Raw genomic sequence first — 12,699 nt, forward strand, 5'->3', positions numbered from 1 at the left:
CGATCTGGGCGCCGGAATGGGTGATCTCGTCCACCGTGGCCGCAGTCTCCTGCACGGCCGCGAACTGCTCCTCGACCGACGCCGCCTGCTGCTGCGCCGAGGCGCGGATCTCGGCCGCGGCGGCGTTGAGGTCGGCGGTGGCCGCCCGGCTCGTGCGGGCGAGGTCCGACAGGTTGTCCACCATCGCGTTCAGGGTCCGCCCCAGGCGCGCGATCTCGTCACGCCCGCCGGAGCGCAGCCGGCCGGACAAATCGCCCGCGCCGACCCGTTCGACGAAGCCCAACACGGCCCCGAGGGGCCGGACGATCAGGCGGTTGATGGCAAGCCCGATCCCGGCGCAGATCAGGAGCGTGATCAGGGTGCCGCCCCACAGGGCGAGGCTCTCGTTGCGCTCGGCCCGGGCGACGCGCAGCTTCAAGGCGACCCGGCGGGCTTCCTCGGCGGTCTCGATGGCGCCCAGCTTGGACCGCAGGGTGTCGAACAGCTGCTTGCCCGCGCCCTCGGCCTCGATGCGGATCGCCTCGGGCCGGGTCGCCGGGTCGGCTGCGCCCTTGATCGCCGCCTCGCTGATCTCGGTCTGCCAAGTGCGCGCCGCCGTGGCGGCATCGGCCAGAAGCCGCGACGCCGTCGCGTCGGTGCCGATCAGGAGGCCGAGGCGGTTGATCGCCGCGTCCAGGGCCGGCCGTCCCTGCCGGTAGGGTTCGAGGCTGCCATCCAGTCCGGTGATCAGGTAGCCGCGCAGCCCCGTCTCCTGGTTGAGCATGGCGTTGCGGAACGCGTCGAGGCCGCGGATCGTCTGGTTCGACCGGTCGAGGACGTCGTTGGCGTCCTGCAGCTGCCCGCGGGTGACCAGGACCGCCCCACTGCTGAGCACCGAGACCAGCGCGATGACGCCGATGGCGCCGCCTAGGGTGCGGTTGAGGCCCAACGTGTTCGGCATGCTCGACTTTCCCTGCCTGGATTTGCGGACGGCCGCGCGCGGCCGCGGCTATCGATGGCGGGTAAGCCCATAACGCCCAAACCCCGCCGGTGCGAGCGACCGGCGGCGACAGCGCGCCGCCCTTCCGGGCCGGCGCCCTCCGCATGACGGTACGGCGGTCTGCGATGCCGCCACGAACCAGTGGACCTTCCGGCGCGTACGCGGTAGGATGTCCGCGAGGTTGATGACCGGTTCATAATAACGTTTCAGGACCCGGGGGCGGTACCCGGCGCCTCCACCAAAAACATCCTGCCCGGTGATTTTCACGGGGCAGCGCAGACGGCCCTTAACGGGCGTCGATTGCGGCCAGGGTGTTTCTGCTGGGGGCGAAGTTAGGTTCGACTGGACGGTAAAGGGACCGCGAGTTCTACCCTGTTTCGGCAGGATAAGATGCGATCTTCGGTAAGGACTCGACCGGTTCGGCGCAGGCAACTCCTGTTCCGGGCACCTGACCAAAACTCTAAATGCCAACGATAACGTTGTCATGGATGCCCGCCTCGCGGCGTAAGCATCTTGCGGCAGGGCAGCCGTAGAAACAGAACCCGGGGCTTCGGCCCCGGGGCCCACCTTTTTCCTTCATCGCGATGATCGACGACGCTCAGTGGCCAAGCCGTGGGCGGTCGATGCACGTCCGGACGCTCGGATCGCGCCTTGACCGGCAGCGGTGCAGACTCTTCCTCAGCCTGGGCGAGACTTCGGCGCCGCGGCGCATTCCGGCTTTTCGCGCGTCCACGTCCCCCGTAAGGATGGGCCCGCCTCGCGCATTACACCGGAGCCGTCATGGCGCGCACATCGTCGTTGAAATCCTGTCTCGGCATGCTCGCCTTGGTCTCCCTCGGCACGGTCACGAGCCAGACGGCCCAGGCGGACGCGACGCTCGACCGGATCAAGGGGCGGCAGAAGTTCACGGTCGGCATCATCCTGTCGGGTGCGCCCTTCGGCTACATCGATCCGCAGAGCCGGGCCGAGAAGGGCTTCAATATCGACCTGGCGAAGGCGCTGGCCGAGAAGCTCGGCGTGAAGGTCGAGCTCGTCACCGTCACGCCGCCCAACCGCGTGCAGTTCCTGCAGCAGGGCAAGGTCGACGTCCTGATCGCCAACATGCAGTTCACCGAGGATCGCGCGAAGATCATGGATCACGTGCAGACCCCGTATGACCGAGCCGGCGGTGCCGCGCTCGGCCGTAAGGACAGCGGGATCAAGGACTGGGCGGACCTGAAGGGCAAGCCGGTCTGCATCTCGCAGGGCTCGAACTACGCGCAGCCCCTGGCCGACACCTACGGCGCCGAGGTGAAGGGCATCCCGAGCCAGCCGGAATCGATGCTCGCGCTCCAGGGCGGCAATTGCGTCGTCGCCGTCCACGTGGCGCCGACGATCAAGCTGCTGCTCGCCGACCGCCCGAACGAGTGGAAGGACTTCGCCATCGTCATCCCGACGGAGCTGGAGCCGGCCGATTCGGTGATCTGGCTGCGCAAGGGCGAGCGCGACACCGGCGCGGCGCTCGACGCGGCGGTGCGCGATCTCCATGCCTCGGGTGCGATGCTGGAGATGGCCAAGGCCAACCGTCTGGTCGATCCGACCTTCCTGGAGGAGGCACGGCGCAGATACGCCGCGCCCGCCAAGCCGTAACCGCGTCGCTGCCGGCATGATCGACCAAGCCGTCCGGACCTTCATCGCCCTCGCGGGCGAGGTCGGCCTGCACTACGACTTCCTCCTCAGCGCGTCCGAGGTCCGGCCCTGGATCGCCGGCATGGGCACCACGCTCCTGCTCGTGCTCCTGGCAATCCCGCTGAGCCTTGCGGCCGGCGTGGCCTTCGCGGCGGCCCTGACCTCGGGCCGGCCCTGGCTCGCCGGCCCGGTGCGGGCCTATGTCGAGCTCACCCGCAACACCCCGACCCTCGTCCAGCTCATGTTCGCGTTCTTCGCGCTCAACATGCTGCTGTCGAAGGCGCTCGGCGGCGCGGCCCACAACCCGTTCACGCCGTTCTTCTGGGTGGTCGCAGTCACCGGGCTCCACGTCGCCGCCTTCCACGCCGAAGCTTTGCGCGGCGGGATCGAGGCCGTGCCGGCAGCCATGGTGGAGACGGCGCATGCCATCGGCTTCTCCGCCTTCGAGGTCCTGCGCTTCGTGACGCTTCCCCTCGCCCTGCGCACGGCGATGCCGGCCATCGTGAACAACCTCGTCAACCTTGTGAAGCTGACGACAATCGGGTCGGCGATCGCGGTGGGCGAGGTCACCTATGCGTCGATCATGATCTGGACGCAGCGCGACAACGTCCTCGAACTGATGATCGTGATCCTGCTGTTCTTCGGCCTGATCAACACGGTGCTGTCGCAGGTCGGCCGGTACGTGGAGCGTCGCCTCGCCGTCCCGGGCTACGGCGTGTGAGCACCGCCGCGCTCCCCGCGCGAAGCCGCGCCACCCTCGGTCCGGCCCTGGCATGGCTCGGTCTCGCCGCCGCCGGCTTCCTCCTGTGGTTCGTGCTCGACGCGCGGCTCGCCCGCGACCTGCTCGACTGGCTGCCCTATCTCGCCTCGGGCTTCGCCATGAACATCCTGATCAGCGTGCTCGCCATGGGCGCGGGCACGCTCGCGGGCGTCATGCTGGGGGCGATGGAGCTGTCGGCCTCGCGGCTCGTGCGAGCCCCGGCGGTGGCCTACGTGCAAGTCTTCCGCAACGCGCCGCACCTCGTGCTGATCTTCGCCACCGCCTACATCTTCCCATTCGAGATCGTGGTGGCTGGCAACTACCTGCCCTTTCCCGACTGGCTGAAGGCGGTGTTCGGGCTCGCGATCCCGGCGAGCGCCTACGTGGCCGAGATCGTCCGCGGGGCGATCCAGTCGGTCCCGACCACGCAGTGGGACGCCGCCAAGGGCGTCGGCATGTCCCGCGGGCAAACCCTGCGCTGGATCATCCTGCCCCAGTGCCTGCGCCGGGCGCTGCCGCCCTGGATGAACCTCTACGCCTCGATCACCATGAGCACGGCGCTGGCCTCCCTGGTCGGCGTCCACGAGCTGCTGCACGCGGCCACCGACGCGAGCACGGCGGTGCGCCGCGACGACTTCACCATCGCGGTCTACCTCACGGTGCTCGCCGCCTTCTTCCTCTTCTGCTTCCCGATCTCGCGCCTGACGCGGCGCCTCGAACGCCGCCTCGCCCCGCGATGAAAGTCGATCACCGCCCCATGGCACAGGATTCCACCCCCCGGCCGATCCTCGTCGAGCTTCAGGACGTCCACCTGTCCTTCGGGGCGGCCGAAGTGCTCAAGGGCATCGATCTCACGGTGGCGAAGGGGGATGCGGTCTCGATCATCGGACCGTCCGGATCGGGCAAGTCCACGATCCTGCGCTGCATCAACGGGCTCGCCCAGCCGCAGGCGGGCCGGATCACGGTGGCCGGCACCCGGGTCGACACCCTGCGCACCGAGGCCGAGCGGATCGCCCTGCGCAAGCGCATCGGCATCGTGTTCCAGCAATACAACCTGTTCCCGCACCTCACCGTGCTGGAGAACATCACCATCGCGCCAACCCGCATCCTCAACGTGCCGCGGGCCGAGGCCGAGGCCCTGGCCCGCGACCTGCTCGCCCGGGTCCGCCTCGCCGACAAGGTCGCGGCCTATCCGGGCGCATTGTCCGGCGGCCAGCAGCAGCGCGTCGCCATCGCGCGGGCGCTGGCCATGCGGCCGGACCTCGTCCTGTTCGACGAGGTCACCTCCGCCCTGGATCCCGAGATGGTCGGCGAGGTGCTCGCCGTCATCCGGGAGCTGGTCCGCGACGGGCTGACCAGCATCCTCGTCACCCACGAGATGCGCTTCGCCGAGGAGATCAGCGACACGATCGCGTTCACCGAGAACGGCCGGATCGTCGCGCAGGCGCCGCCGGCCGAGCTGTTCTATCGGTCCGGCAATCCGCGCATCCGCCAGTTCATCGGCGGCTTCCAGGGCTACCGGGACGCCGTGCAGGACCGGGAGGGGATCTGATGCCGAACCCGCGCACCGCCGCCCTCGCGGAGGCGATCGTCGCCGCCCGCCCGGACGCCGATCCGGCCGCCATGATGGCGGCGCGGGTCGCGCTGGTGGACTTCCTGGCCTGCGCGCTGGCGGGCAGCACCGACCCGTCGCTCGCGACGTTGCGCGGCGTCTTCGGCGATGCGCCCGGTCGTGCCCTGGTGATCGGCTCCGGGCAGCCGGCCGACCCGTTCCTCGCTGCCCTCCTCAACGGCCATGCGGGCCACGTGCTCGATTACGACGACGTGCAAGCCAGCGTGCGCGGCCATCCGACCACCGTGATCGTCCCGGCGCTGCTCGCCACCCTCGACCCGGACGCGCTCCCCACCGCGGTCGCGTTCCTGGCCGCCTACCTGGTCGGGCTGGAGACGATGGCGCATCTCGGGCGCGCGATCGGCCCTGCCCATTACGAGCGCGGCTTCCACGCCACCGCCACCCTCGGTCCCCTCGGTGCGGCGGCCGCGATCGCGCATCTGCGCGGCTTCACCGCCGGGACGACCGCGATCGCCCTCGGTCTCGCCGCGACGCAGGCCGCCGGGCTGCGGCTGCAATTCGGATCCGACGCGAAGCCACTCCATGCCGGGCTCGCCGCCCGCAACGGCCTGGCGGCGGCCCTCCTGGCCGAGGCCGGCCTGTCCGGCGCCGACGACGGCCTCGATGGCGCGAACGGGTTCCTGCAGGCCTACGGCTTCGGCGAGGCGGCGCCCGAGCGGCTGCTGGAAGATTGGGGCGCCCCCTGGCAGATCGTCCGCCCCGGCCTGACCCTCAAGGCGTTCCCCTGCTGCACGGCGGCCCACCCCGTGGCAGTGGCCGGCCTCGCCTTCCACCGCGAGGGGATCCGCGACCTGGCGGGGGCGACGATCACCTTCCCGCCGGGGGGCGACGCGGCCCTGGTGGTCCGGACGCCGCGCACCGGCATCGAGGCACGGTTCAGCCCGGAATACATCCTGGCCGCGGCCCTGGTGGACGGGGCGGTCCGGATCGACCATTTCGACGCGCGTCCGGTCCGCCCCGACCTCGCGGCGCTGGCGGCGCGGGTCGAGCGCCGGCACGATCCGTCCGCCCGCCGCCTTTCCTCAGACCCGAGCACGCGCTTCGTCGTGGTGGAGATCACGGACCCCGCGGGCCGCACGAATTGCCGGCGCATCGACGGCCTGCCCGGGCTCACCGATCCCGACGACAAGTTCCGGGACGCGACCGCCGGTTCGGAGGCCTTGCGTCCGGTGCCCGACCTCGTGCGCACCATGCACGACGGAAACGATCTCGCCCGCCTCCTCGGCCTTCTCGCGCGACGGCTGCAGCCGTGAGCATCCTGGCCGCCCCCGAACCGCATCCGTGAGCCCGCCTATGACGACGACCCCGCGACAGATGCATCTCGGCCTGTTCCTGCAGGGAGCCGGCCATCACGTCTCCGGCTGGCGCCACCCGCGCGCCGAGGCCGGCAGCGAGAATTTCGACCTCCTGCGCCGGGTGACGCAGATGGCCGAGGACGCCAAGTTCGACATGGTGTTCCTCGCGGACGGCCTTACCAGCGCGGTGGACGCGCATCCGTCGATGATCGCGCGCTTCGAGCCGCTGACGCTGTTGAGCGCCCTGGCGATGGTGACGAGCCGCATCGGCCTCGCGGCGACCTCCTCGACCACCTACGGCGAGCCGTATCACACCGCCCGCGCCTTCGCGTCGCTCGATCATTTGAGCGGCGGACGGGCGGCGTGGAACGTCGTCACCACCTCCTACGCGCGCACCGCCGACAACTTCTCGAAGGACCATCCCGCGCATGACGAGCGCTACGCCGTCGCCGAGGAGTTCGTCGACGTGGTCTGCGGCCTCTGGGACAGCTGGGACGACGACGCCTTCGTGAAGGACAAGGCACGCGGCATCTACGCCGATCCCGCGAAGGTGCGGGTGCTCGACCATGTCGGCCGCTACTTCCGTACCAAGGGCCCGCTCAACATCCCACGTTCGCCGCAAGGCCACCCGATCCTGATCCAGGCCGGTTCGTCCGGTCCGGGCCAGGATCTCGCCGCCCGCAGGGCCGACGTGGTGTTCACCGCCCAGCAGACCATCGAGGAGGCGCAGACATTCTACGCCAGCCTCCGGCAGCGCGTCGCCGGCTTCGGCCGCGATCCCGCGACCGTGGCGGTCATGCCGGGTATCCTCCCGGTCATCGGTCGGACGCTGGAGGAGGCGAGCGCGAAGCTGATCGAACTCGATCGGTGGACGGAGATCGCCAAGGCGATGCCGCTGTTGGAAGAGCGTCTCGGCCATTCGCTGGCAACCTACGATTTGGACGGGCCGCTCCCGGACCTCCCGATCTCGGATCAGCTGCGCAGCCGCGCCGAACTCCTCACCGGGCTGGCCCGCCGGGAGCGGTTGACCATACGCCAGCTCGCCCTGCGGGTGGCAGCGGGGCGCGGCCACCACATGATCGTCGGCACGGCGACGGACGTCGCCGACCGCATGCAGGCTTGGTTCGAGGGTGGGGCCGCGGACGGCTTCAACGTGATGCCGCCCTTCTTCCCCGAGGGGCTGAGCGATTTCGTCCGAGAGGTCGTTCCGCTGCTCCAAGAGCGCGGCCTGTTCCGGACGGAGTACACGGGAACCACCCTGCGCGGGCATCTCGGCCTGTCGAGGCCGGAGCCGCAGTAAATCCGGTTCCAGCGGCGGGCGCGTCCTCGACCCGGGCCGCGAGCCGAACGTCGTTGATGGCTGTCGCCGTCAGTCGGCGTTGGAGGCAAGTCTTAGTCAGCCCGCGATATCGACTGTGGTGCAGGTCCATCACCGTCTCTGCGCGCGAGCAACCCCCCCGGTGCCGGACCGGCGACGCCGGTCGGAGACGAACGTCGGCTGCCGCTCTCGCGCACGTGCGGAGCCTGCAACCGACGTCATTGCCGGCGACAGGCCCGGATATATTCCCGGGGGACGCCGGATCTCGCCCAACCCAGCATCGCGCCGATCGCGGCGCCATGTCCGTCACGTTCGCCGGCGGTCGAGGCGAGCAAATGCTGGACAATGCGCACCGAGACGCGACCCAGCCCAGTTGGGCCGACGACGCGCGTCAGGGCGTCGTCGAGGCTGATGAACGGTCCCTGCTCTCCGCTGGCCATCGGCAGAAGTTTGATCGAACCCGGATCCGCGCGCGGCCCTCGAGAATCGGAAGCACAGCTACTTCGATTTGCCGGACCCGCCGGACCAGGGTGCCATCCTTTCGTCCCTCGAGCCGACAGCATGGCTGTGCGCTGTCGAACTGGGACCTCCTCAGCCTCACGATCTCGCTCAGTTGGCAACCGGCGAGGGCGGCGAATCGGCCGCTATCCGTCCACCGTCGTCATCTTGCGATCGGAAGCTGCTCCGCGGAGCGCTCGGACAGCCGGTACGCTACGGTGATCGATCCGACCGGCCGTGCGACCGATGCTGTAGGAAGACGCGTGGGCACGCACGTAGAGGGACGGTCTGAATTCGGATGCGGCCAGGCTTCCGTTAACGCTCCCACAGGGAACGGCATGTTTGGCCGGAAATTTCTCCAAATCGGCGCTTCCCAAAGGCTTCCGACCAGGCCAGGTTCACGAGTGGCTGATCCGTCGCATGTGCCACGCCGCCCTTTAGCAGGGGGCGGCCGACACTGGTGTTAGCAGCACCTGCGCCGGCCTGACCACGATCCGTATCGGCAAAGGATACAGACCCATGGCTGAGACCTTCACTACCGACGTTGTCGCGTCCGTGAAACCGCCCCACGGCACGAAATACGAGCGGCGCGCCAGGTCCTTTCCGGCAAAGCGCATGATCGCCTGAGGCTCGCCCGCGCACCCACCCGGTGCGGACGCGCGTCACCTCGCTTTCCTGCAATCCCGATGCCCGATCGATGCCGGTGGCAGCGGCCACGGCACGAACCTGCTTGTCGTCCTGCCGCATCGCGGCGGGCGGCCGCTGGCGGGTGTCACCTGGACGGACCTCCCCGTATGCCCATCGTCGTTTCCCACCCGGCCGCCCACCGCGGCGTCCGGCACCGGACGTCTGCGCGCGGCCAGCCCGCCGCCAGTCCGCAACATCATGCACGCGTCACCGTCCCGCTCGGCAGCGCCGCTGCAGTCGGCTGCTCCTTCACCCACGCCGTGATCCCTCAGGCGTGCGGGAGCGAGCTCCTCGCCGCCGCCGAGGCGGCGGTCGACGGCGCACTCAAGGCGACCTTCGTCCCCGATCCTCTGCTCGGGCCCGGCCTGTCGCAGCTCGGTTCGGTTTTGGCCTCCGTGGTCAAGCGCCACGGTGGCCTGATCGAGATGTCTATGACGGACGTCCTGGAGCGCAGCGGTCGCTACATCGTCCTGAGGGGTGTCGCGATGCCGATCACGACGCCCACCCAGGAGTTGGTGCGCGCGAGCACCCTCGCGCAGCTCGGCGACATGTCGATCGCGATCTCCGGAGCCGTGGCCCAGACCGTGTTCCTCGACCTCATCGTGGTCGATCGGCACGAAAGCCGTGCCATCATCGCCGAGGTCAAACGTGGTTCCGGCAAGAACGAGGCCAGGAAGATTCATCAGGTCGAGTGGACTCTACGCTGTGCCCAGGTCCAGGGGCGGGCCTTTCTGGCGAGCCTCGGCTTCGAGGTCGCGTCGGCGCGCGCGGTGCTGATCGATATCTACGGACGTGCCGGTTACGGCGATGACCTGACGGTCTCGGGCCCCGAGATCGACCGCTTGTTCGCGGTGCCGGTGACGGCCGCGGTCGAGGCCGTCACCGCGGTGCTTCAGCGCCGCCTGCGCGCCGCCGTCCCGGACCTTCTCACGGTCGCGCTGGCGAGCCTCGGCATCGGCGAGGGCGCCGCACTCCCTCGTCGCTCCGAGTTGCCCTCGCTCTGACCACACCCGTTGGCGCCGGGCGGAAGGCCCGGCGCGACTTCCAGCCTCTCCGTTCATCGCCGTGCCGCGCGCCTGCGCGCCGGTGCGCTCTCCAGGTTTGCCTTCATGAATCCCGCTTCCCACCCCGATGCCGGCCGGCCGCGTATGTCCGCCGAGCCCGCGCTTCGGACGTCGCCTCTGACGTGGTGGCGCCTCCTCGCACCCACGGCGCTCGACCCGGACACGCAGCTTCGTCTCCGGGCCGCTCTGCTCGATGCGCCGCCCCTGCCCTCGCCCAACTGGGACGCGGCCTGCCGGGCCGATCCGGCCGCAGCGCTCGGTGTCGCGTTGAACGCGCTCGCCGGAGCCACGGTCCTGCCGGGGCGCCTGGATCGGGCCATGTCGGCGATCCTTCTGTGCGCCGCACTCGAGGACGCCGCATCCATCGAACTGCTTGTCCACGTTCTCGGACGGCGGGCTCGGCGTTGGGCCGACCTCGGGGCCTTATGGCTCGCCAGGGCTTGGTGCTCCACCTCTCGACGCGGGCCCGACCGCATCGTCGCTGCCCTCGGCCGCTGAAGGGGGGCGAAGGATGACTTTCTCCTCGACAACCGCGGTGCTGCAGATCGACCCCGAGTCGGCGCGGCGTCTGCTGCTGCCCATGTTGCCGCGGCGCCTGCGCGCCTGCGTCGACCAGAACCTGCGCATTCCGGACGCCTGCACCGGCCTCGCCGTCGAGATCACCACTCTTGCCCCGGAGGCCGAGGCGCTGGTCTCGGCCTGGACCGACGCGATCGCCGCGTCGGGGGGGGCCCTGTGGCATGACCACCGGTGGATCGCCCCTCGACGCGCCCTGACCTTGTTTCTCGACGCTTGGGCGGTCGAACGCGACCGGCCGGCGGCACGCGCGCTCGCGGATATCGTGATGCTGCTCTCCTGTGGGGGCGATGATCGCGAAGCCGCGGCGCGTCTCGCTCGGCCGCTCTGGCTCGAACGCGACGCCGTACCCAGCCTCAGCCTGCAACTCGCCAGCCTCGCGGAGGCGCAGACGCGCCTCTCGCTCGGCCGCGCTTCCGAGCCCGATGCCGAGACCGACGTCATCGGCGCGACCGATCTTGCGACCGCCCTGCAGACGGCTTGGGGCGATGCGTTCGCCGATGCCCTACTGGAGCTCTCGAGCGAAGCGAGCAACGCCGCCGCTGCGGCGGCGGTGCTGGCCGCCGGAGCCCATGACCCGTTCGCCAGCGAAGTTCCGCTGGTCCACGCCCTCGTGCCGGTCGGACATCGTATGATGCTACCGGTCGCGGAGCGCGCGGCCACGCGGGAGCGGCGCAAGCGGAAGGCCGTCGAAGCCTCGCTGGCCCGCAGCGAGGCGCGTCATCGCGACACGGCGACCACGGGGCGGATCGAGGCGTCGATGCCGGATGCGGACCTCAAACCCGAGGTCGTACCGGAGGGACACGTCTTGGTCGTCCCGGCGATCCCGCAGACGGGGACCGATCGCAGCAAGGGGGTCGTCCGCGGCTACGAGCACATCATCGGCAAGCACTTGCCGCTGGCCCCGGTGCCGGATCTCGCGGCGGTTCGTGCCGCATTGCTGTATGAATTTCCGTACGCCGAGGTCACCGTCGATCGACTGCTCGCCGATCTGGTCGGACGGACGCATGCGACCCTGCGCCCGACGATCCTGGTCGGACCGCCCGGCGCCGGCAAGAGTCGCTTCGCGACTAGGGTGGCCCATCACCTCGGCTTGGTGCTCTGGCGGGTGGATGCGACGCGGGATTCGGGGGCGTCCCTCGGAGGGCTTGATCGCCGCTGGGCGACGTCCGAGCCGGCGCACGCGGTCATGGCCGTGGCCAGGGCCAGCTGCGCCAATCCATGCCTGCTCATCGATGAGCTTGAAAAGGCCGCCACCAGATCCGACAACGGCAGGCTGTGGGACGCATTGCTGCCGATGCTGGAGCCCGAGACCGCCCGGAACTACCAGGACCCGGCGTTCCAGGTCGAGGTCGACCTGAGCCAAGTGTCGTGGCTTGCCACGTCCAACAGCATCGATAATTTGCCCGGCCCGCTGCTCGATCGCCTGCGCGTTCTGGAGATGCCTGCGCCCGGCGCGATGCATCTGGAGGCTCTTCTCGACCCGGTACTCAAGCGGATCGCCTCTGATCGCGGCCTCAATCCCGCCTTCATGCCGACCCTGGACGGTGACGCCGTCTCGCTGATCAGACGAGGGTGGCAGGGAGGCTCGATTCGGCGGCTGCTCCGGCTGGTCGAGGCGCTGGTGACGAGGCGCGAGACACTCCTAACGCGCCATTAGAGCCAGGCCCTTGCGGGTTGAATCGTTTGGGGCCGGCGGTGTGGATCGGGTGTGATTCACTGGATGGTGTTTGATCCCGCGGTGTGGTGGTACGGTTGACCACCATGCTGCGAGGGATGCGCTATGGGCCAGGTTCTCCATGGAAGCGCCACCACGACGGAGGCAGTCCGTCGCGCGATCCAGCTACGTGAAGAGAGCGTAAGGTCGCTGGCCAAGCGCTACGGCGTTAGTCCGACGACGGTGCAGAAGTGGCGTAAACGGACGAGCACAGCGGATGCCCGGATGGGACCCAAGGAACCGCGCTCCACCGTGCTCACCGTTGAGGAGGAAGCGATCATTGTCGCTTTCCGCCGGCACACCCTGCTGCCGCTTGACGACTGCCTTTACGGCTTGCAGCCGACGATCCCGCACCTGACGCGATCCTCGCTGCATCGCGGGACTATCGGAAATTCCGTGTGTGAGCGGCGGGTTGAACATCAGGCCGCCATGGCCCGGGTGAAGCGCTCGCCGAAGATGACGGCGAACTGCGCCTTGGCCATGACCCACTCACGCGGGCCCATC

At 69.6% G+C, this 12,699-nt stretch carries 11 protein-coding genes and 1 other RNA gene; 11 read left to right on the top strand and 1 reads right to left on the bottom strand.

All coding sequences use genetic code 11. The annotated features are described in order from the left end of the window. A partial coding sequence (locus FV242_RS29265) for a CHASE3 domain-containing protein (protein WP_147941367.1) occupies positions 1-940 on the bottom strand: 940 nt, incomplete at its 3' end. 200 nt (positions 941-1,140) lie between these two features. Here FV242_RS29265 and ssrA point away from each other — a divergent pair. The 11 genes from ssrA to FV242_RS29320 form a co-directional block, all read left to right on the top strand. Beyond that, positions 1,141-1,520: a transfer-messenger RNA gene (gene ssrA, locus FV242_RS29270) on the top strand. Positions 1,521-1,795: 275 nt separating this feature from the next. Then, a complete protein-coding gene (locus FV242_RS29275; RefSeq protein ID WP_147941375.1) occupies positions 1,796-2,608 on the top strand; it encodes a transporter substrate-binding domain-containing protein in 813 nt (270 codons plus the stop codon). Between the two features lie 16 nt (positions 2,609-2,624). Further along, positions 2,625-3,368, top strand: a complete 744-nt coding sequence (locus FV242_RS29280; RefSeq protein ID WP_147941368.1) for an amino acid ABC transporter permease — start codon at positions 2,625-2,627, stop codon at positions 3,366-3,368. Positions 3,369-3,415: 47 nt separating this feature from the next. After that, a complete protein-coding gene (locus FV242_RS29285) occupies positions 3,416-4,147 on the top strand; it encodes an amino acid ABC transporter permease (RefSeq protein WP_246692943.1) in 732 nt (243 codons plus the stop codon). 17 nt (positions 4,148-4,164) lie between these two features. Beyond that, a complete protein-coding gene (locus FV242_RS29290; protein ID WP_187278612.1) occupies positions 4,165-4,959 on the top strand; it encodes an amino acid ABC transporter ATP-binding protein in 795 nt (264 codons plus the stop codon). Next, complete coding sequence (locus tag FV242_RS29295; RefSeq protein WP_147941371.1) at positions 4,959-6,293, top strand: MmgE/PrpD family protein; 1,335 nt, start codon at positions 4,959-4,961, stop codon at positions 6,291-6,293. The genes FV242_RS29290 and FV242_RS29295 overlap by 1 nt, the downstream gene beginning before the upstream one ends. A gap of 40 nt (positions 6,294-6,333) precedes the next feature. Then, positions 6,334-7,635 carry an LLM class flavin-dependent oxidoreductase gene (locus FV242_RS29300; protein WP_147941372.1) on the top strand — a complete coding sequence of 434 codons (1,302 nt, stop codon included), beginning with the start codon at positions 6,334-6,336 and terminating at the stop codon, positions 7,633-7,635. A 1,310-nt stretch (positions 7,636-8,945) separates the two neighbouring features. Next, a complete protein-coding gene (locus FV242_RS29305) occupies positions 8,946-9,842 on the top strand; it encodes a hypothetical protein (protein ID WP_147941373.1) in 897 nt (298 codons plus the stop codon). A gap of 144 nt (positions 9,843-9,986) precedes the next feature. After that, positions 9,987-10,400 carry a hypothetical protein gene (locus FV242_RS29310; protein WP_210248972.1) on the top strand — a complete coding sequence of 138 codons (414 nt, stop codon included), beginning with the start codon at positions 9,987-9,989 and terminating at the stop codon, positions 10,398-10,400. Positions 10,401-10,437: 37 nt separating this feature from the next. Further along, complete coding sequence (locus tag FV242_RS35865) at positions 10,438-12,138, top strand: AAA family ATPase (protein ID WP_246692942.1); 1,701 nt, start codon at positions 10,438-10,440, stop codon at positions 12,136-12,138. 123 nt (positions 12,139-12,261) lie between these two features. Further along, positions 12,262-12,699: helix-turn-helix domain-containing protein (locus FV242_RS29320; protein ID WP_368732203.1), on the top strand; the 438-nt coding region annotated here is incomplete at its 3' end.

The sequence above is a fragment of the Methylobacterium sp. WL64 genome, from assembly GCF_008039945.1.
Classification (GTDB): Bacteria; Pseudomonadota; Alphaproteobacteria; order Rhizobiales; family Beijerinckiaceae; genus Methylobacterium.

Excerpts from the sequence above, each read along its gene's own strand:
- FV242_RS29275 (WP_147941375.1), top strand. The coding sequence starts at position 1,796 with ATGCTCGCCTTGGTCTCCCTCGGCACGGTCACGAGCCAGACGGCCCAG.
- FV242_RS29280 (WP_147941368.1), top strand. The coding sequence starts at position 2,625 with ATGATCGACCAAGCCGTCCGGACCTTCATCGCCCTCGCGGGCGAGGTC.
- FV242_RS29290 (WP_187278612.1), top strand. The coding sequence starts at position 4,165 with ATGGCACAGGATTCCACCCCCCGGCCGATCCTCGTCGAGCTTCAGGAC.
- FV242_RS29295 (WP_147941371.1), top strand. The coding sequence starts at position 4,959 with ATGCCGAACCCGCGCACCGCCGCCCTCGCGGAGGCGATCGTCGCCGCC.
- FV242_RS29300 (WP_147941372.1), top strand. The coding sequence starts at position 6,334 with ATGACGACGACCCCGCGACAGATGCATCTCGGCCTGTTCCTGCAGGGA.
- FV242_RS29305 (WP_147941373.1), top strand. The coding sequence starts at position 8,946 with ATGCCCATCGTCGTTTCCCACCCGGCCGCCCACCGCGGCGTCCGGCAC.
- FV242_RS29310 (WP_210248972.1), top strand. The coding sequence starts at position 9,987 with ATGTCCGCCGAGCCCGCGCTTCGGACGTCGCCTCTGACGTGGTGGCGC.